This window comes from Vibrio vulnificus NBRC 15645 = ATCC 27562 (assembly GCF_002224265.1).
GTDB classification, from domain to species: Bacteria; Pseudomonadota; Gammaproteobacteria; order Enterobacterales; family Vibrionaceae; genus Vibrio; species Vibrio vulnificus.
On record NZ_CP012881.1, the window covers coordinates 1454615 to 1474654 of the forward strand.

Annotated in this window: 14 protein-coding genes, 4 tRNA genes and 3 rRNA genes; 6 read left to right on the forward strand and 15 right to left on the reverse strand. The window is 48.7% G+C overall.

Going from position 1 to position 20040, the window contains the following annotated elements; genetic code table 11:
- Positions 1–69: 69 nt before the first annotated feature.
- From AOT11_RS06690 to AOT11_RS06735, 10 genes are all read right to left on the reverse strand, one after another.
- Positions 70–160: transfer RNA gene (locus AOT11_RS06690), tRNA-Ser, on the reverse strand.
- Positions 161–248: 88 nt separating this feature from the next.
- Positions 249–364 (reverse strand): 5S ribosomal RNA (gene rrf / locus AOT11_RS06695).
- 89 nt (positions 365–453) lie between these two features.
- Positions 454–3340: ribosomal RNA gene (locus AOT11_RS06700) — 23S ribosomal RNA — on the reverse strand.
- 283 nt (positions 3341–3623) lie between these two features.
- Positions 3624–3699 (reverse strand) — tRNA-Val (locus tag AOT11_RS06705).
- Positions 3700–3727: 28 nt separating this feature from the next.
- Positions 3728–3803: transfer RNA gene (locus AOT11_RS06710), tRNA-Lys, on the reverse strand.
- Position 3804: 1 nt separating this feature from the next.
- A tRNA-Glu gene (locus AOT11_RS06715) sits at positions 3805–3880 on the reverse strand.
- A 67-nt stretch (positions 3881–3947) separates the two neighbouring features.
- Positions 3948–5490 (reverse strand): 16S ribosomal RNA (locus tag AOT11_RS06720).
- The 16S, 23S and 5S rRNA genes sit together here with 4 tRNA genes alongside, the layout of an rRNA operon.
- Before the next feature lie 434 nt (positions 5491–5924).
- Positions 5925–6452: a menaquinone-dependent protoporphyrinogen IX dehydrogenase gene (gene hemG / locus AOT11_RS06725; protein ID WP_026050374.1), complete on the reverse strand. Its 528-nt coding sequence runs from the start codon at positions 6450–6452 to the stop codon at positions 5925–5927.
- Positions 6453–6461: 9 nt separating this feature from the next.
- Entirely contained in the window at positions 6462–7919 is a 1458-nt protein-coding gene (locus AOT11_RS06730) for a TrkH family potassium uptake protein (protein WP_011079016.1), read from the reverse strand.
- Positions 7920–7964: 45 nt separating this feature from the next.
- A complete protein-coding gene (locus tag AOT11_RS06735; protein ID WP_017419826.1) occupies positions 7965–8588 on the reverse strand; it encodes a YigZ family protein in 624 nt (207 codons plus the stop codon).
- A 247-nt stretch (positions 8589–8835) separates the two neighbouring features.
- On the opposite strand from AOT11_RS06735, the gene fadB reads away from it, so the two are divergent.
- The 3 genes from fadB (at position 8836) to acuI (ending at position 13324) form a co-directional block, all read left to right on the forward strand.
- Positions 8836–11007, forward strand: coding sequence for a fatty acid oxidation complex subunit alpha FadB (fadB, locus tag AOT11_RS06740; RefSeq protein ID WP_017419827.1), 2172 nt, complete (start codon positions 8836–8838; stop codon positions 11005–11007).
- A gap of 12 nt (positions 11008–11019) precedes the next feature.
- Entirely contained in the window at positions 11020–12183 is a 1164-nt protein-coding gene (gene fadA / locus AOT11_RS06745; RefSeq protein ID WP_017419828.1) for an acetyl-CoA C-acyltransferase FadA, read from the forward strand.
- 160 nt (positions 12184–12343) lie between these two features.
- Positions 12344–13324: an acrylyl-CoA reductase (NADPH) gene (gene acuI, locus AOT11_RS06750; protein WP_017419829.1), complete on the forward strand. Its 981-nt coding sequence runs from the start codon at positions 12344–12346 to the stop codon at positions 13322–13324.
- A gap of 72 nt (positions 13325–13396) precedes the next feature.
- Here the strand turns inward: acuI and AOT11_RS06755 are convergent, their stop codons facing one another.
- Both AOT11_RS06755 and AOT11_RS06760 read right to left on the reverse strand, forming a co-directional pair.
- Positions 13397–14338 (reverse strand): LysR family transcriptional regulator, encoded by a 942-nt coding sequence (locus AOT11_RS06755; RefSeq protein WP_026050373.1) that lies wholly within the window; start codon positions 14336–14338, stop codon positions 13397–13399.
- 153 nt (positions 14339–14491) lie between these two features.
- A complete protein-coding gene (locus tag AOT11_RS06760) occupies positions 14492–14677 on the reverse strand; it encodes a hypothetical protein (RefSeq protein WP_011079022.1) in 186 nt (61 codons plus the stop codon).
- A gap of 131 nt (positions 14678–14808) precedes the next feature.
- Between AOT11_RS06760 and tusA the strand changes: the two genes are divergently transcribed.
- Entirely contained in the window at positions 14809–15054 is a 246-nt protein-coding gene (gene tusA / locus AOT11_RS06765) for a sulfurtransferase TusA (protein ID WP_011079023.1), read from the forward strand.
- Positions 15055–15095: 41 nt separating this feature from the next.
- Here the strand turns inward: tusA and AOT11_RS06770 are convergent, their stop codons facing one another.
- Positions 15096–15356, reverse strand: a complete 261-nt coding sequence (locus tag AOT11_RS06770) for a hypothetical protein (RefSeq protein ID WP_017419831.1) — start codon at positions 15354–15356, stop codon at positions 15096–15098.
- A gap of 159 nt (positions 15357–15515) precedes the next feature.
- A complete protein-coding gene (locus AOT11_RS06775; protein ID WP_017419832.1) occupies positions 15516–16070 on the reverse strand; it encodes a TMEM165/GDT1 family protein in 555 nt (184 codons plus the stop codon).
- 480 nt (positions 16071–16550) lie between these two features.
- Here AOT11_RS06775 and glyQ point away from each other — a divergent pair, with 480 nt between their 5' ends.
- Together glyQ and glyS are read left to right on the forward strand one after the other, a co-directional pair.
- On the forward strand, positions 16551–17468 hold the full coding sequence (gene glyQ, locus AOT11_RS06780; protein ID WP_017419833.1) for a glycine--tRNA ligase subunit alpha: 918 nt from the start codon (positions 16551–16553) through the stop codon (positions 17466–17468).
- A 13-nt stretch (positions 17469–17481) separates the two neighbouring features.
- Positions 17482–19548 (forward strand): glycine--tRNA ligase subunit beta, encoded by a 2067-nt coding sequence (gene glyS / locus AOT11_RS06785; protein WP_017419834.1) that lies wholly within the window; start codon positions 17482–17484, stop codon positions 19546–19548.
- Positions 19549–19630: 82 nt separating this feature from the next.
- Here the strand turns inward: glyS and AOT11_RS06790 are convergent, their stop codons facing one another.
- Entirely contained in the window at positions 19631–19993 is a 363-nt protein-coding gene (locus tag AOT11_RS06790) for a hypothetical protein (RefSeq protein ID WP_017419835.1), read from the reverse strand.
- Positions 19994–20040: the final 47 nt, after the last annotated feature.

Here is a 20040-nt window from a genome sequence, read left to right on the forward strand (position 1 = left end):
TAGGTGACTTTCGGTATGCATCAGATATGAAAAAAGCCCTGATAAATCAGAGCTTTGTTCATTTAAAAGTGGCGGAGAGATAGGGATTTGAACCCTAGGTACGCTATTAACGTACGCCGGTTTTCAAGACCGGTGCTTTCAACCACTCAGCCATCTCTCCACAAATTGTCCTAAAACTTAGTCTTACTTAAATAATGCTAGGTTTTAGTTTTGCTCTTAGACTTTAACAATCTAAAAGCGGTAAGTAAGCCTGGCGATGTTCTACTCTCACATGGGGAAACCCCACACTACCATCGACGCTATTTCGTTTCACTTCTGAGTTCGGAATGGGTTCAGGTGGGTCCAAAACGCTATGGTCGCCAAGCAAATTCTTAAAATTCGGAAAGCTGTTTGCGTTCTCTACACATTCAATTCGTTCTTGCTTTGAGTCCATCAAAACCCTTTGGGTGTTGTATGGTTAAGCCTCACGGGCAATTAGTACAGGTTAGCTCAACGCCTCACAGCGCTTACACACCCTGCCTATCAACGTTCTAGTCTCGAACAACCCTTCAGGATACTTAAAGTATCAGGGAAGACTCATCTCAGGGCTCGCTTCCCGCTTAGATGCTTTCAGCGGTTATCGATTCCGAACTTAGCTACCGGGCAATGCGTCTGGCGACACAACCCGAACACCAGAGGTTCGTCCACTCCGGTCCTCTCGTACTAGGAGCAGCCCCCTTCAATCTTCCAACGCCCACGGCAGATAGGGACCGAACTGTCTCACGACGTTCTAAACCCAGCTCGCGTACCACTTTAAATGGCGAACAGCCATACCCTTGGGACCGACTTCAGCCCCAGGATGTGATGAGCCGACATCGAGGTGCCAAACACCGCCGTCGATATGAACTCTTGGGCGGTATCAGCCTGTTATCCCCGGAGTACCTTTTATCCGTTGAGCGATGGCCCTTCCATTCAGAACCACCGGATCACTATGACCTGCTTTCGCACCTGCTCGAACCGTCATTCTCGCAGTTAAGCGGGCTTATGCCATTGCACTAACCTCACGATGTCCAACCGTGATTAGCCCACCTTCGTGCTCCTCCGTTACTCTTTGGGAGGAGACCGCCCCAGTCAAACTACCCACCAGGCACTGTCCGCAACCCCGATTAGGGGCCAACGTTAGAACATCAAACATACAAGGGTGGTATTTCAAGGACGGCTCCAACGCAACTGGCGTCACGTCTTCAAAGCCTCCCACCTATCCTACACATGTAGGTTCAATGTTCAGTGCCAAGCTGTAGTAAAGGTTCACGGGGTCTTTCCGTCTAGCCGCGGGTACACTGCATCTTCACAGCGATTTCAATTTCACTGAGTCTCGGGTGGAGACAGCGTGGCCATCATTACGCCATTCGTGCAGGTCGGAACTTACCCGACAAGGAATTTCGCTACCTTAGGACCGTTATAGTTACGGCCGCCGTTTACCGGGGCTTCGATCAAGAGCTTCGCTTGCGCTAACCCCATCAATTAACCTTCCGGCACCGGGCAGGCGTCACACCGTATACGTCATCTTACGATTTTGCACAGTGCTGTGTTTTTAATAAACAGTTGCAGCCACCTGGTATCTGCGACTCTCGTCAGCTCCATCCGCAAGGGACTTCACCATCAAGAGCGTACCTTCTCCCGAAGTTACGGTACCATTTTGCCTAGTTCCTTCACCCGAGTTCTCTCAAGCGCCTTGGTATTCTCTACCCGACCACCTGTGTCGGTTTGGGGTACGATTCCTTACAATCTGAAGCTTAGAGGCTTTTCCTGGAAGCATGGCATCAATGACTTCACTACCGTAGTAGCTCGACGTCGTGTCTCAGCCTTAAGAGTATCCGGATTTACCTAAACACTCAGCCTACGCACTTGAACCTGGACAACCGTCGCCAGGCCCACCTAGCCTTCTCCGTCCCCCCATCGCAATTGTAAGAAGTACGGGAATATTAACCCGTTTCCCATCGACTACGCTTTTCAGCCTCGCCTTAGGGGTCGACTTACCCTGCCCCGATTAACGTTGGACAGGAACCCTTGGTCTTCCGGCGGGGAGGTTTTTCACCCCCCTTGTCGTTACTCATGTCAGCATTCGCACTTCTGATACCTCCAGCATGCTTTACAACACACCTTCAACGGCTTACAGAACGCTCCCCTACCCAATGTTCAAAGAACATTGCCGCAGCTTCGGTTTACAACTTAGCCCCGTTACATCTTCCGCGCAGGCCGACTCGACTAGTGAGCTATTACGCTTTCTTTAAATGATGGCTGCTTCTAAGCCAACATCCTAGCTGTCTAAGCCTTCCCACATCGTTTCCCACTTAGCTGTAATTTGGGACCTTAGCTGGCGGTCTGGGTTGTTTCCCTCTCCACGACGGACGTTAGCACCCGCCGTGTGTCTCCCGGATAGTACTTACTGGTATTCGGAGTTTGCAAAGGGTTGGTAAGTCGGGATGACCCCCTAGCCTTAACAGTGCTCTACCCCCAGTAGTATTCGTCCGAGGCGCTACCTAAATAGCTTTCGGGGAGAACCAGCTATCTCCGAGTTTGATTGGCCTTTCACCCCTAGCCACAAGTCATCCGCTAATTTTTCAACATTAGTCGGTTCGGTCCTCCAGTTGATGTTACTCAACCTTCAACCTGCCCATGGCTAGATCACTCGGTTTCGGGTCTATATCCAGAGACTATGGCGCCCAGTTAAGACTCGGTTTCCCTACGGCTCCCCTAGATGGTTAACCTTGCCACTGAATATAAGTCGCTGACCCATTATACAAAAGGTACGCAGTCACACCACGAAGGTGCTCCTACTGCTTGTACGTACACGGTTTCAGGTTCTATTTCACTCCCCTCACAGGGGTTCTTTTCGCCTTTCCCTCACGGTACTGGTTCACTATCGGTCAGTCAGGAGTATTTAGCCTTGGAGGATGGTCCCCCCATATTCAGACAGGATAACACGTGTCCCGCCCTACTCGATTTCACTGAACATGCATCTACAACTACGGGACTATCACCCTGTATCGTCGGACTTTCCAGACCGTTCGTCTAACACATGTAAAGCTTAAGGGCTAATCCAATTTCGCTCGCCGCTACTTTCGGAATCTCGGTTGATTTCTTTTCCTCGGGTACTTAGATGTTTCAGTTCTCCCGGTTCGCTTCATTGAGCTATGTATTCACTCAATGATACTGGCTTATGCCAGTGGGTTTCCCCATTCGGAAATCGTAGACTCAAGTGGCTGTTACTGCCTCATCTACGCTTATCGCAAGTTACTACGTCCTTCATCGCCTCTGACTGCCAAGGCATCCACCGTGTACGCTTAGTCACTTAACCATACAACCCCAAAGGGTCTTTGTTAAACAACCAAAGTTGCTATCTCATTATTTGAATGAGCGAGATAGCGTTGATTTTGCCGGACTCAATTTCGAATAGTCACTTAACAGTGACATTCCCAAGAACACTTGAATGTGTTTGTTGGTGTTTGTCATAAAGACAAACATTGAGAACTTTACAAACAACAATAAATTGTTGTTTTGTCAGCTTTCCAAATTGTTAAAGAGCAAGATTTTCTAATGAAAACCATTTTTAAAGATTCTTAAGGAAAAACCCTTAAAGATGGTGGGCGATACCGGGTTCGAACCAGTGACCCCCTGCTTGTAAGGCAGGTGCTCTCCCAACTGAGCTAATCGCCCACATTATTTGTTTTCCCGTGGAAGGAAATGGTGGGTCGTGCAGGATTCGAACCTGCGACCAATTGATTAAAAGTCAACTGCTCTACCAACTGAGCTAACGACCCATGGTATCCCGTAGGGGAGTCGAACCCCTGTTACCGCCGTGAAAGGGCGGTGTCCTAGGCCTCTAGACGAACGGGACACTAAGATACTCTAAACTTTCTAAACCATATCAATCTGTGTGAACACTCATCGCAATAATCATCGTATAAGGAGGTGATCCAGCGCCAGGTTCCCCTAGCGCTACCTTGTTACGACTTCACCCCAGTCATGAACCACAAAGTGGTGAGCGTCCTCCCGAAGGTTAAACTACCCACTTCTTTTGCAGCCCACTCCCATGGTGTGACGGGCGGTGTGTACAAGGCCCGGGAACGTATTCACCGTGGCATTCTGATCCACGATTACTAGCGATTCCGACTTCATGGAGTCGAGTTGCAGACTCCAATCCGGACTACGACGCACTTTTTGGGATTCGCTCACTTTCGCAAGTTGGCCGCCCTCTGTATGCGCCATTGTAGCACGTGTGTAGCCCTACTCGTAAGGGCCATGATGACTTGACGTCGTCCCCACCTTCCTCCGGTTTATCACCGGCAGTCTCCCTGGAGTTCCCGACATTACTCGCTGGCAAACAAGGATAAGGGTTGCGCTCGTTGCGGGACTTAACCCAACATTTCACAACACGAGCTGACGACAGCCATGCAGCACCTGTCTCAGAGTTCCCGAAGGCACTCCAGCGTCTCCGCTAGATTCTCTGGATGTCAAGAGTAGGTAAGGTTCTTCGCGTTGCATCGAATTAAACCACATGCTCCACCGCTTGTGCGGGCCCCCGTCAATTCATTTGAGTTTTAATCTTGCGACCGTACTCCCCAGGCGGTCTACTTAACGCGTTAGCTCCGAAAGCCACGGCTCAAGGCCACAACCTCCAAGTAGACATCGTTTACAGCGTGGACTACCAGGGTATCTAATCCTGTTTGCTCCCCACGCTTTCGCATCTGAGTGTCAGTATCTGTCCAGGGGGCCGCCTTCGCCACCGGTATTCCTTCAGATCTCTACGCATTTCACCGCTACACCTGAAATTCTACCCCCCTCTACAGTACTCTAGTCTGCCAGTTTCAAATGCAGTTCCGAGGTTGAGCCCCGGGCTTTCACATCTGACTTAACAAACCACCTGCATGCGCTTTACGCCCAGTAATTCCGATTAACGCTCGCACCCTCCGTATTACCGCGGCTGCTGGCACGGAGTTAGCCGGTGCTTCTTCTGTCGCTAACGTCAAATGATAGTGCTATTAACACTACCACCTTCCTCACGACTGAAAGTGCTTTACAACCCGAAGGCCTTCTTCACACACGCGGCATGGCTGCATCAGGCTTGCGCCCATTGTGCAATATTCCCCACTGCTGCCTCCCGTAGGAGTCTGGACCGTGTCTCAGTTCCAGTGTGGCTGATCATCCTCTCAGACCAGCTAGGGATCGTCGCCTTGGTGAGCCCTTACCTCACCAACTAGCTAATCCCACCTGGGCATATCCTGACGCGAGAGGCCCGAAGGTCCCCCTCTTTGAGCCGAAGCTATCATGCGGTATTAGCCATCGTTTCCAATGGTTATCCCCCACATCAGGGCAATTTCCCAGGCATTACTCACCCGTCCGCCGCTCGCCACCCGAGAAACAAGTTTCTCTGTGCTGCCGCTCGACTTGCATGTGTTAGGCCTGCCGCCAGCGTTCAATCTGAGCCATGATCAAACTCTTCAATTAAAAGTTTTTTGAAGCTTTCGCTTCAGCTCAATGAATACTGAATAAATTGACTGTGCCGATACTTAGTATCGTTTTGGTCACTCAGTTCATTGATAAATCTTTTGGATTATCATCAACGAGTGCCCACACAGATTGATAGGTTTATATTGTTAAAGAGCTTTCTTCTTTTGTGAATCGCATCACTTCGGAAGAGGCGGCCATTTTAGCGAGTTAAGTTTTAGTGTCAACCACTTTTTTCAAAACTTTTTTCAGGTGATTCGCCTGGCTAAATGCCTTGGCTGATGGGCTCTGGTTTCTTACGAAGCCTTGCCGTGTCAGCGAGGTGGCATTATAGAGATCGGCGTCACGTTGGCAAGCCCTTTTTCACGTTTTTTTTGATTTTTCTATCGTTCGTTTAAAAAAGAGTCAAAACAAGCAAAAAGTGTAGTTTATTTCTACAAACGAGCAAATTTCTCAGCAAATTGGTGTACTTTTTCCCAGTTGGTGTACTCCACTTCTTTACGGGTATCCGTCTCTCCCCCTGTTAGGGTCATGATGAGTTTAATCATATTTCTATCAAACCAGTTATATCGTGGGTAATAGAGTGCACCAGCAAAAACACCGATTAGGTTAGGCTGCCAAGGAGACTTTTTAAGAAATGTTCGTATATAAACACTTCCCTCCGGAGTGTCTTTCCCTTGCTCTTCTTTTCTTGCGGTTAGGTTGACGCAAAAGAACGCCACTTTATGTTCGTCCAACTGAGCTAGGTTACGCTGGATAAATTGATAGAGCTTTTGATTGAGATGACCATAGCGAATCGACGCACCAATCAGCACTTTGTCATAAGAGGAAAAATCCACCGTGTCGACGTCATGTAGATTTTTCACATCACATTGATAGCTCGGTAACTGTTCTTCTATATATTGAAGGATTTTTTTAGTTTGCCCCTCGCGGGAAGAATAAAGAAATAGGGCTTTCACTATCATTTCTCCTTAACTGCGCCAAAAAGTGGGGGTTAGCAATATAAGTAAGGTAAAGATTTCTAAACGACCAAAGAGCATAGACACCACCAAAACCCATTTGGCTTTATCGTTCACATCCGCAAAATGCACCGCCACTTCACCCAAGCCTGGACCTAGGTTGTTTAGCGTCGCTGCGACGGCCGAAAACGCGGTTAGTTCGTCCATTCCTGTTGCAATGAGCGCGAGCATACAAACGACAAACACCAATGCATAAGCGGAGAAGAACCCCCACACCGCATCCACCACACGTTGCGACAGAGCATTACCACCCACTTTGATGGTGTAGACCGCTCTAGGATGAACTAAGCGCTTAAGTTCACGCGCACCTTGCAACGTGAGCAATAAAATCCGAATGACTTTCATACCACCACCAGTTGAACCCGCACATCCCCCAATAAAAGAAGAGAAAAGCAGTAACACAGGGAGAAATAGTGGCCAATCGGAAAATCCCGTGGTGGTGAAACCAGCAGTCGTTGAGATGGAGACCGTTTGGAACAACGCTTGGTCGAAGGCATCATAAATGGAGTCGTAAGAATGGTGTGCCAACAATAATAAGAAGCAAATGACAAACAGCAGTGCTTGAATAAAGATAAACGCTCTAAACTCTGGGTCTTTCCAATAGTATTTTGGATGAACACCGCCAGAGGCAAAGGCAGCAAAGTGAAGTGAGTAGTTACATGCCGAGATCAGTAGGAAGATAACCGTGATCAAGTTAATCGCATAGCTATCGAAATACCCCATACTGGCGTCATGAGTAGAAAAGCCACCAATCGCGATGGTCGAGAAACTATGGCTAATCGCATCAAACGGCGTCATTCCCGCCAACCAGAAAGCCCCTGCACAAGCGATAGTCAGACTCAAATAGATATACCAAAGCGCTTTAGCCGTTTCGGCAATACGCGGGGTCATTTTACTGTCTTTGACTGGGCCAGGAATTTCAGCTCGATACAACTGCATGCCACCGATGCCTAGAACAGGCAAAATCGCGACCGCCAGCACGATGATTCCCATACCGCCAAACCATTGCAGTATCTGGCGATAGAATAAAATCGCTTTGGGCAGTTCGTCTAAACCGACGATAACCGTCGCCCCTGTGGTGGTCAGCGCGGAGAAGGACTCGAAAAACGCATCGGTGATTGAAATACTGGGGTTATCAGCGATCAGAAAGGGCAACGCACCAGCACTGCCAAGTACGGTCCAAAACAGCACTACAATTAAAAAGCCATCGCGCGCTTTAAGTTCGTGTTTATGCCTGCGGTTTGGAAACCAACATACGGTGCCGCAAAAAAGCAGCACAAAAAAGGTCGTAACAAAAGGAACACCCGCACCATCGCGATAAATAAGCGCCACCAACGCGGGCGCAAGCATAGTGACACTGAAGAGTGCGAGCAACAGCCCGACAATACGGATAATTGAACGAAATTGCATGGATGATTGAATCAATAAAGTCGACAGACTTCCTAGTTGTTATTGTTATTTCCCGGTATACGGCGTCACGAGCGCTTTTGCACTGCTTTTGTTGATCATGGTTTGAGTAAACATCTCCACGTTTCTCACTTCCAGTTCAACCACCAGCACGACGCTCTCACTGTATTGAGCGTCCACCTCAAAAGCGCCGAATTGCTGCATTATAGATTGCGCAATTGGTACGAACGCATAGTCTAACTCCAGTCTGAGTTTTGTGGTTATTTTTTTCTCAATTGTTTGAAGCAGCTTGAGTGCCTGCTGCACGCCACCGCCATACGCCTTCACCAATCCACCCGTGCCGAGGCGAATGCCACCATAATATCGTGTCACGACTGCGGTGATCTCACCAACACCCGACCCCGAGAGCTGCGCCAAAATCGGCTTTCCTGCTGTACCCGATGGCTCGCCATCATCACTAAAACCCCACTTCATTGAATCCTCTGGTCGCCCTGCAACAAACGCCCAACAGTTATGACGCGCATCGGCATGTTGCGTTTTAATCCTCTCTACAAAAGCTTTTGCTGCCTCTATCGTCGGGGTATGAGCAAGATACGTAATGAAGAGACTCTTTTTGATTTCTTCTTCAAATTTAATCACTTGGGCTGGGATGAGGTATGGGTTTTCGTTCATGACATTCGCACTATAAACAAGAGTGGCAAGTGTAACATGCCCCTATTGAGAGTGCATAAGATCTGCTCCAACGCACAATGTTAAACACTTGTTTAAAAAATGTATTGAAATTAGACAAACCGAGGTCCACACTAAGCAAACTGGTCTAACCAGAATATAAATACAACACTTTCCACTATATCTACATTGGCGAATGTGCGCCTTAGGTATACAGACAATCCAAGATTGTATGTCATGGAGATAGACAATGATTTACCAAGCCGAAACCCTACAGGTAAAGGAAGTACAAGATGGAGTGGCAGAAATCCTTTTCTGCGCGCCAAATTCCGTCAATAAGCTCGATCTAGCAACCCTTGCTTCACTCGACAAAGCGCTTGATGCGCTCACCGCTCACTCCGGTCTGAAAGGCGTAATGCTTACATCAGACAAAGAAGCCTTTATTGTCGGAGCAGATATCACTGAGTTTTTAGGACTGTTTGCCAAGCCAGAAGAAGAGCTCGACCAATGGCTTCAATTTGCCAATAGCATCTTCAATAAACTGGAAGATTTGCCCGTTCCGACTGTCGCAGTTGTCAAAGGGCATACCTTAGGCGGTGGATGTGAGTGTGTACTTGCTACCGACTTACGCATCGGTGATAAAACCACCAGCATTGGTCTTCCTGAAACTAAGCTCGGTATTATGCCTGGTTTTGGCGGTTGCGTGCGTTTGCCGCGCGTGATCGGCGCAGACAGCGCCATGGAAATCATCACCCAAGGCAAAGCTTGCCGTGCAGAGGAAGCACTAAAAATTGGTTTGCTTGATGCCGTGGTCGATTCCGATCGCCTCTATGCATCCGCACTGCAAACACTGACCGATGCGATCAATGAAAAAATTGACTGGAAAGCACGTCGCCAGCAAAAAACCTCAGCGTTAACGTTAAGCAAGCTCGAAGCGATGATGAGTTTCACCATGGCCAAAGGCTTGGTGGCTCAAGTGGCTGGCCCCCACTACCCAGCACCGATGACCGCCGTTGTCACGATTGAAGAAGGCGCCCGTTTTGCTCGCAATCAAGCGCTAGACATCGAAAGAAAACACTTCGTTAAACTGGCGAAGTCAGAAGAAGCCAAAGCATTGGTGGGGCTTTTCCTCAATGACCAGTACATCAAAGGCATCGCGAAGAAAGCTGCAAAATCCGCCAACAAAGAGACCCAACGCGCAGCTGTGCTAGGCGCGGGTATTATGGGGGGCGGTATTGCCTATCAATCTGCTCTCAAAGGTGTGCCCGTGATCATGAAAGACATCGCGCAAGCATCACTGGATCTGGGCATGACAGAAGCATCAAAGCTACTCAACAAACAGCTTGAGCGCGGCAAGATTGATGGCTTTAAAATGGCCGGCATTCTCGCCTCTATTACACCAAGCCTTCACTACGCGGGCATCGACAACACCGATATCATTGTAGAAGCCGTGGTCGAAAACCCGAAAGTGAAAGCAGCCGTATTAAGTGAAGTGGAAGAGCAAGTGAGCGAAGAGACCGTTCTCACCTCGAACACCTCGACCATTCCAATTAACTTGCTGGCCAAATCACTCAAACGACCAGAGAACTTCTGTGGTATGCACTTCTTCAACCCAGTGCATCGCATGCCTTTGGTCGAAATCATTCGTGGCGAACACACCTCCGATGAAACCATCAACCGTGTCGTCGCTTATGCAGCCAAAATGGGCAAATCCCCAATTGTGGTCAATGACTGCCCAGGGTTCTTTGTGAACCGCGTGCTGTTCCCATACTTTGGTGGTTTTAGCATGCTGCTGCGCGATGGTGCAGACTTCACTCAAATCGATAAAGTGATGGAACGTAAGTTTGGTTGGCCAATGGGCCCTGCTTACTTATTAGATGTGGTGGGTATTGATACCGCACACCACGCTCAAGCCGTCATGGCGCAAGGGTTCCCTGAGCGCATGGGTAAACAAGGTCGAGATGCGATTGATGCCTTGTTTGAAGCCAACAAATATGGCCAGAAAAACGGCAGTGGTTTCTACACGTACACCACGGACAAGAAAGGCAAACCGAAGAAAGCATTCAGTGATGAGATCGTACCGATTCTTGCTCCAGTTTGTGCCGCTCAACAAGCCTTTGATGATCAGACCATTATCCAACGCATGATGATTCCGATGATCAATGAAGTGGTGCTTTGCTTGCAAGAAGGCATCATCGCCTCAGCGCAAGAAGCGGATATGGCGCTGGTGTATGGCCTTGGTTTCCCTCCTTTCCGCGGTGGAGTATTCCGCTACTTGGATAGTGTTGGTATTGCAAACTTTGTCGCAATGGCACAGCAGTATGCCGAACTTGGCGCTATGTATCAGGTTCCGCAAATGCTTATTGATATGGCTGAAAAAGGGCAAACCTTTTACGGCACGCAACAGCAAGGTTCTATCTAAGGAGTTCCCACAATGAAAAATGTCGTAATTGTCGATTGTCTACGTACGCCAATGGGTCGCTCCAAAGGTGGCGCTTTCCGCCACACTCGAGCAGAAGACCTTTCTGCCCATTTAATGAAAGGGATTTTGGCGCGTAATCCACAAGTTAACCCAAGTGAGATTGAAGATATCTATTGGGGATGTGTACAACAAACCTTAGAGCAAGGCTTTAACGTGGCGCGAAACGCAGCACTGCTGGCAGGTTTGCCCATTGAAATTGGCGCGGTGACGGTCAACCGCCTCTGTGGTTCATCGATGCAAGCGCTGCACGATGGTGCGCGCGCCATCATGACTGGCGATGCAGAGATCTGCTTGATTGGCGGTGTGGAGCACATGGGTCACGTGCCAATGAACCACGGTGTGGATTTTCACCCAGGCATGTCGAAACACGTTGCCAAAGCGGCGGGCATGATGGGCTTAACCGCTGAAATGCTTGGCAAGCTGCACGGCATTAGCCGTGAGCAACAAGATGAGTTTGCCGCGCGCTCTCACGCTCGTGCCCATGCGGCAACACTTGAAGGTCGATTCAAAAACGAAATTCTGCCTACCGAAGGGCATGCCGCAGATGGCACCTTGTTCACCTTGGATTATGACGAAGTGATTCGCCCAGAAACCACGGTGGAAGGACTCTCTCAGCTTCGCCCTGTGTTTGATCCAGCCAATGGCACCGTGACTGCCGGTACATCCTCTGCGTTGTCAGATGGTGCATCTGCGATGTTGATCATGAGTGAAGAGAAAGCGAATGCGCTTGGCCTGAAGATTCGTGCTCGCATTAAAGGCATGGCGATCGCCGGTTGCGATCCGTCCATCATGGGTTACGGCCCTGTACCTGCGACGCAAAAAGCACTCAAGCGTGCCGGTCTATCGATTGAAGACATGGATGTGGTTGAGCTAAATGAAGCGTTTGCTGCACAATCTCTACCATGTGCTAAAGACCTTGGTTTGCTTGAGATGATGGATGAAAAGGTCAACCTTAACGGCGGCGCGATCGCTCTTGGCCACCCACTGGGTTGCTCGGGGGCTCGCATTTCAACCACCCTGATTAACCTGATGGAAGCAAAAGACGCCAAATACGGTCTTGCGACCATGTGTATTGGTTTAGGCCAGGGCATTGCAACGGTATTTGAACGTCCTTAACCTATCCGGCTAAACACCCTCACTCATTAAGAGCGGCTTGAGCCGCTCTTAATTTATGCGTAAAACGCATTACTATAATGCTAAAGTTTCATTTTATTCATAGTTCACTTGCGCCTACACTAATCCCGTTTGACCTATCTGCAATCGCTGGAGAAATCTCATGTTTCACGCTTTAGTTCTAAATCAGGAAGAAAAACGCACCATCGCTACTATTGAACAAATGGATGAGTCTCAGCTACCCGAAGGCAACGTGCTGGTGGCCGTTGACTATTCATCTCTCAACTTTAAAGATGGCTTAGCGATCACGGGGAAAGGAAAAATCATCCGTAACTTTCCGATGATTCCAGGTATCGATTTAGCAGGCACCGTCATCGAATCACAAGACGCACGCTACCAAGCAGGGGATCACGTCGTTCTCACTGGTTGGGGTGTCGGGGAAAATCATTGGGGCGGAATGGCGCAGCGTGCGCGCCTTAACGCTGATTGGCTAGTGCCGCTACCAACAGGAATCGACAGCAAAAAAGCGATGATGGTTGGGACTGCGGGCTTCACGGCAATGTTGTGTGTTCAAGCACTACTTGATGCCGGTATCAAACCAGAAGCGGGAGAAATTCTTGTCACTGGCGCAAGTGGCGGTGTCGGCTCCGTCGCCGTGACACTACTGGCTCAACTCGGTTATCAGGTGGCAGCGGTGACTGGTCGTGTTGAACAAAACGGTCCACTTTTAGAAAAACTGGGCGCCTGCCGCATTATCGATCGGGTTGAATTTGAAGAGCCCGCTCGCCCATTAGAGAAACAAATTTGGGCAGGTGCGGTGGACACCGTTGGCAGCAAAGTACTGGCAAAAGTGCTGGCGCAAATGGACTACAACAGTGCGGTAGCCGCGTGTGGCCTCGCGGGCGGCTTTGATCTGCCGACCACCGTCATGCCATTCATTCTACGCAACGTTCGCCTACAAGGCATCGACTCGGTGATGTGCCCAACGGAGAAACGCATCGCAGCGTGGGAAAAACTGGTAGCGCTACTGCCAGAAAGCTACTTCGAACAAGCGTGTACCGAAGTTGAACTCAGCGAAGCGGCAAAATACGCGGAAGACATCACCAGTGGCCAAGTGACCGGTCGCGTGGTCATCAAGCTGTAAGCTATCACCGTAAAAGTAGCGAAAAAAAGCCGAGTCACACTCGGCTTTTTGCTGTTCTTTCTCCAGCTCGCATTAATCGAGCCCCATATCTTCAATACGTTTGGCAATCAGCCGGCTGCACTCTTCACGCACGACGGAGCGCAACCATTCTTGAGCCGGAGAATGTTCACATCTTGGATGCCAAATCATCGAATAATCAAAGGGGGTAAACTGAAACGGCAGCGCTTTCACCACCAAATCGTAGCGCTCGGCAACCAAATAGGCTAAGTCGGCGGGGACCGTAATGATCAATGGCATGGTGTCCACTATCGCCAGTGCCGCTTCAAGATGATAGGCACGCAGCACCATCTTACGTTGCGGCTGATCGACTAACGCTTGCTCGATCAGCGCTTTCACGCCATCACTGATGGCAATCATGGCATGGGGATAATACAGATAATCTGCCAGGCTCATCTCTTTCCCCGCGAGCGGATGCTGTTTGGAAAGCAAACACAGCACCCCCACTCGGCCCAAGACTTCGCTACGCAGCGGTTCAACCGGACCTGTGGGACGGCAAATAGCCAGATCAGCCCCTTCATAAGTCAACTGATCCGCTAAGCGATCATGTTGCAAAGGAAGAAAATTAAACGACACATTGGGCGCTTCTTGATAGATCCTCGGCAGAGCAAATGGCAAGATCGTCTGCATCGCGTAATCAGTGGTGGCGATGGTAAACGTTTGAGTACAGCGATGAGGATCAAACTCAGATGGAGAAAGCAATTGACGCAACGATTCCAGTGGCTCGCCGAGAGCCCGATCGATCTCCAAGGCTTTTTCAGTCGGTAATAAATGTTGCCCTTCACGCGTAAACAGCGGATCGCCAAGTAAATCGCGCAGACGCCCCAACACTCGACTCATCGCAGATTGACTGAGATTCAAACGCACTGCGGCTTTGCTGACGCTACTTTCTTCAATTAACACTCGCAGCGCCACCAGCAAATTCAGATCTCGACGGTAAATCTCTTCCAACTCCACGTTGAAGCTCCTATCCACGCTCAATGCCTGTGGCAATTGTACTCTTCAGGCAAAAAAAATCCCGCCTTTCAGCGGGGAAGCCCAAGAAAAATGGGGATAGTGTCGGAATGAAGTGTCGTTAAATTGGTGAGCGTAGGTTTGTTAACAAAAGCGCTAATTCTCTTGTTCTTCAGATGCACCGGACCATCGATGCATCTCAATCCAAATCCCGATGATGGTCGCGCTCATGCCTAAAATGGGCATCAATGAGGTTTCTGCTGGCGTCCTGAACACGAGTGCACAAAACGAGATGAAGCACAAAACCGAATAAATGGTCAATCTATCTAATGCTGTTAGCATCGCTCCCTCCGCCAGTTGTTACCAAATTGTTAACTAAAGTTAAAACAAAATGATCGCTTTGCCAAGTGGTTATTGAATATTTTTTCTACGAAAGTAGAATTCACCGCTAAGTAAGTTAAGAGAATCACATTATGAGCTTTAATCCTGAACTGGCGACCAAGACCTTAGAAGCGGAAGGACTACGCTGCCCAGAGCCAGTAATGATGGTCAGGAAGACAATTCGAACCATGCAAGACGGTGAGGTTTTATTGGTAAAAGCGGATGATCCATCCACCACCAGAGACATTCCTAGCTTTTGTCGTTTTATGGATCACCAACTCATTGCGGCACAAACCGACGAGCTACCCTATCAGTATCTGATTAAAAAAGGCTTATAACACGAGATAAAAAAAACGGCAGCCACACGGCTGCCGTTTCTTTATTGATCGAATTCGATAGTGCGAATTTCCGATTGCAGCTTATTCAACTGCTTTTTCATCGCTCGCATCTCTTCATGCATGGGAATAATGTGTGCGACTCGAATCCACGCTTCAACAGTCAATCCTGTCAAAATAAAGGATCCCGCCACAATTGGTAGCCACATATCTGTTAAAACCATTGCCAACAAACAAAGTGCCAAACCAAAAGTGAATAAATAACTTTGACTTTTTGGGGTCATCCCCATGTAACGTGTCAGCATAAACTTGCCCTCTCGCTATCATTCACAAGAATAAAGTAGCATGACAATCATGACACGGATATGTCCGAGGTCACGCTACAGCAAGATGACGCTAACAATCAGATAATTGGCTGTTATTTACCTGATATTTATCTCTATTTTCTGGCTAGGCATCGCGCTTTAAAATAAAGCAGCACCGGCCGCTAACGCGACAAACAGAGCCGCTGTTACTTTGCGGATTAGCGCCAATGGCAATTTGTCTGCGGACAACTTACCAATCAAAACCACAGGAGCATTGGCCAGCAACATACCAATGGTGGTTCCTAACACAACCCAAGTCAGCGCGTCTGCATACTGCGCCCCTAGAATAGAAGTTGCGATCTGCGTTTTATCGCCAATCTCAGCGATAAAGAAAGCAATAAAACTGGCCACAAAAGGACCGCGATTGGAAATCTCTTCTTCGTCATCCAACTTATCAGGAATCAACACCCACCCCGCCATGGCTAAGAAACTGACCACCACCACCCACTTCAACACGTCGGGAGAAAGATAATCGGCAACCACCACCCCCAGCCAAGCTGCAAGGGCATGGTTAGCGATCGTCGCGAAAAAGATCGCAGCAATGATTGGGATCGGTTTGCGGTAACGGCTGGCTAACAGCAGGGACAACAATTGAGTTTTATCGCCAATTTCGGCTAAGGCGACAGTAGTAATTGAAATAGCTAAAACGCTCACAACATGCTCATTGGGGCGGGATAATTATAGTAACCATAGACAAACCCCACGCCCCACCCCGGTTCGTGATGTTTGTCTAAGGTCTTGCTAAACTTGAAAGGCTTCAAGTCTCGAACGCCATGGTGATTTGGCACCAATTATGTTGACGGACGAACTCGATGAAAATGGCTTTTCATCCAGTAAGCTACTCCCCAAAGACAGGCGCAATTCTAGCCAGCTTGCGGCAACATCTCAAGTGCGAAATCCGTCAAAAACTCCCTTTTAGGAAAAATTCAGTCGATAACGCGGTAAAATTCCATTAAACGAGAAAATTGCCCACGAATTAATCAAGATTAGCTCTACTCCCATGCTGAATATCTGGGTATACTTGATCGTTATTTTATTCAACCGTCATTACCTTCATTCACCCCTGTTGGCAACTGAAAACCCAACAAAATCGATGAATGAATCCGTAATAAGAGAATCGCGCGAACCTGACTTATGCAAAAATACGATATCAAAACCTTCCAGGGAATGATCCTCGCGCTGCAGGATTATTGGGCTCAAAATGGTTGTACCATTGTTCAACCGCTGGATATGGAAGTGGGTGCGGGTACCTCTCACCCAATGACTTGTCTACGAGCGCTTGGCCCAGAGCCAATGTCGACAGCTTACGTACAACCTTCTCGTCGTCCGACCGATGGCCGTTACGGTGAAAACCCTAACCGTCTACAGCACTACTACCAATTCCAAGTTGCGCTAAAACCGTCGCCAGACAATATTCAAGAGTTGTACCTAGGCTCTCTAGAAGTTCTTGGTATTGACCCACTGGTTCACGACATTCGCTTCGTGGAAGACAACTGGGAAAACCCAACGCTAGGCGCTTGGGGTTTAGGCTGGGAAGTTTGGCTAAACGGTATGGAAGTGACTCAGTTTACTTACTTCCAACAAGTCGGCGGCCTTGAGTGTAAACCGGTTACGGGTGAAATCACTTACGGTATCGAGCGTCTTGCTATGTACATCCAAGAAGTCGATTCGGTTTACGATCTGACTTGGAACATCGCACCCGATGGTAGCAAGGTGACTTACGGTGATATCTTCCACCAAAACGAAGTAGAACAATCCACTTACAACTTCGAGCACGCTGATGTGGATTTCCTCTTCAGCTTCTTCGAACAATGTGAGAAAGAGTGTCAAAAACTCCTTGAGCTAGAAAAACCACTACCTCTACCTGCTTACGAGCGTATTCTAAAAGCGGCTCACGCGTTCAACCTACTCGATGCTCGCAAAGCGATCTCAGTAACGGAACGCCAACGCTACATCCTGCGCATCCGTAACCTGACTAAGTCAGTGGCAGAAGCATACTACGCATCACGCGAAGCACTTGGCTTCCCAATGTGTAAGAAAGAACAAGCGTAAGAGGTAGAGTAACATGGCAAAAGAATTTTTAATCGAGCTAGGTACCGAAGAGCTACCACCAACGCAACTTCGTACTTTGGCGGAAGCCTTCGCGGCTAACTTCGAAGCAGAGCTAAAAGGCGCTGAACTGACACACGAAGGTGTGAAGTGGTACGCGGCACCTCGTCGCCTAGCACTGAAAGTCACCGCATTAGCTGAAAACCAAGCAGACAAAATCGTTGAAAAGCGTGGTCCTGCCGTTTCTGCCGCTTTTGATGCGGAAGGTAATGCTACCAAAGCCGCACAAGGTTGGGCTCGTGGTTGTGGTATTACCGTTGATCAAGCAGAGCGTATGGTCACCGACAAAGGCGAATGGCTGCTATTCAAACAAGAAGTCAAAGGTCAACCAACGGCTGATATCGTGGTTGAGCTGGCAGCAAAAGCGCTAGCGGGTCTACCTATCGCAAAACCTATGCGTTGGGGTAACAAAACCACTCAATTTATCCGTCCAGTAAAAACGCTGACGATGCTCATGGGTTCTGACCTTATCCAAGGCGAAATCCTAGGCGTGGCCTCTGATCGCGTGATTCGTGGTCACCGCTTTATGGGTGAGCGCGAGTTCACTATCGACTCTGCAGAGCAATACCCAGCGATCCTCGAAGAGCGCGGTAAAGTGATGGCTGATTACGAAGCACGTAAAGCGATCATCCTCGCTGACGCGCAAAAAGCGGCAGCAGCGATCGGCGGTATCGCGGATCTCGAAGATGACCTCGTTGAAGAAGTGACTTCTCTAGTTGAATGGCCAGTGGTACTGACGGCGAAATTTGAAGAAGAGTTTCTAAAAGTGCCGGCTGAAGCGTTGGTTTACACCATGAAAGGTGACCAAAAGTACTTCCCTGTCTACACCGAAGACAAGCAGCTACTACCTAACTTTATCTTCGTATCAAACATCGAGTCTAAAGAGCCTCGTTATGTGATTGAAGGTAATGAGAAAGTGGTTCGCCCACGTCTTGCAGACGCAGAGTTCTTCTTCAACACTGACCGTAAGAGCAAGCTAGTCGATCGTCTGCCAATGCTAGAAAACGCGATTTTCCAACAGCAACTTGGCACCATCAAAGACAAAACCGATCGCATCACGGAACTGGCTGGCTACATTGCTGAGCAAATCGGTGCCGACGTTGAGAAATCAAAGCGCGCAGGTCTACTCGCTAAATGTGACCTCATGACCTCGATGGTATTCGAATTTACCGATACGCAAGGTGTGATGGGCATGCACTACGCTCGCCACGACGGTGAAGCGGAAGAAGTTGCTGTGGCACTGAACGAGCAATACATGCCTCGTTTTGCTGGTGACGAACTACCATCAAATGGTGTATCAGCCGCGGTGGCTATGGCAGACAAGCTCGATACTATCGTCGGTATCTTCGGTATTGGTCAAGCGCCTAAAGGTTCTGACCCATTCGCACTGCGCCGCGCATCTCTAGGTGTACTGCGTATCATCGTTGAATACGGCTACAACCTAGATCTTGTTGACCTAGTTGCGAAAGCGAAATCACTGTTCGGCGAGCGTTTAACTAACGATAACGTTGAGCAAGAAGTGATTGAGTTTATGCTGGGTCGTTTCCGCGCTTGGTACCAAGACGAAGGCTTCAGTGTCGACATCATCCAAGCGGTATTGGCACGTCGTCCAACGAAGCCTGCTGACTTTGACCAACGTGTTAAAGCGGTTTCTCACTTCCGTGAACTGGAAGCGGCAGAAGCACTGGCGGCAGCGAACAAGCGTGTAGGTAACATCCTCGCGAAATTCGATGGCGAGCTAGCAGCAGAAATCGACCTTGCGCTACTGCAAGAAGACGCAGAGAAAGTACTGGCTGAAAACGTGGAAGTGATGACGGAAGCGCTTGAGCCAGCATTTGCCACTGGTAACTACCAAGAAGCGCTAAGTAAACTGGCAGACCTTCGCGAACCTGTGGATGCGTTCTTCGATAACGTAATGGTTATGGCTGATGATGAAGCACTGAAGACCAACCGTCTAACGCTCCTAAACAACCTGCGTAACCTGTTCCTACAGATCGCAGACATTTCTTTGCTTCAAAAGTAATTCATTACGCTTCGAAGTGATTAAGAGATAAGTAAAAGGGAAGCATCGGCTTCCCTTTTTTGTTTCTCGGCATCCAAACAGCTTAGTTGGTGGCTTCTTGTTCACAGCGAGCAAAGTCATAATGCTCTTCACGACCACCGTTCCCTTTGAATCCCATGCGAACAACAAACCCTTGACTCAACAGATCACGCATATCTTCACATGCCCATTCGTATCCGCCTTTCTTAATCGCATGAGTATCCCATTGATAACCTTCTGGTACCCAAACGTAGTAATCAATATAGCCTTCATCGGTGACTTTTAAATCTTGGATCTCTTTTAGTTCATTTTGTAATTCTGCCACCAGCTCTGGGGCTGCTGTTGGTGCACTGGCTTGATAATTCATTGTGTTACACGCGGCTAAGCCTGCCAACATGGTCAATAATAAGCACTTTCTCATTTTCATTGTAATTCCATTTAGTTATGTAATGCGCACGCATAATACATTCACCA

Bases quoted from the DNA above. Each gene is read 5' to 3' on its own strand.
- AOT11_RS06730 (WP_011079016.1), bottom strand. From the start codon at position 7,919: ATGCAATTTCGTTCAATTATCCGTATTGTCGGGCTGTTGCTCGCACTC.
- AOT11_RS06790 (WP_017419835.1), bottom strand. From the start codon at position 19,993: ATGAAAATGAGAAAGTGCTTATTATTGACCATGTTGGCAGGCTTAGCC.
- AOT11_RS06760 (WP_011079022.1), bottom strand. From the start codon at position 14,677: ATGCTAACAGCATTAGATAGATTGACCATTTATTCGGTTTTGTGCTTC.
- AOT11_RS06735 (WP_017419826.1), bottom strand. From the start codon at position 8,588: ATGAACGAAAACCCATACCTCATCCCAGCCCAAGTGATTAAATTTGAA.
- tusA (WP_011079023.1), top strand. From the start codon at position 14,809: ATGAGCTTTAATCCTGAACTGGCGACCAAGACCTTAGAAGCGGAAGGA.
- fadA (WP_017419828.1), top strand. From the start codon at position 11,020: ATGAAAAATGTCGTAATTGTCGATTGTCTACGTACGCCAATGGGTCGC.
- glyQ (WP_017419833.1), top strand. From the start codon at position 16,551: ATGCAAAAATACGATATCAAAACCTTCCAGGGAATGATCCTCGCGCTG.
- acuI (WP_017419829.1), top strand. From the start codon at position 12,344: ATGTTTCACGCTTTAGTTCTAAATCAGGAAGAAAAACGCACCATCGCT.
- AOT11_RS06770 (WP_017419831.1), bottom strand. From the start codon at position 15,356: ATGCTGACACGTTACATGGGGATGACCCCAAAAAGTCAAAGTTATTTA.
- fadB (WP_017419827.1), top strand. From the start codon at position 8,836: ATGATTTACCAAGCCGAAACCCTACAGGTAAAGGAAGTACAAGATGGA.
- glyS (WP_017419834.1), top strand. From the start codon at position 17,482: ATGGCAAAAGAATTTTTAATCGAGCTAGGTACCGAAGAGCTACCACCA.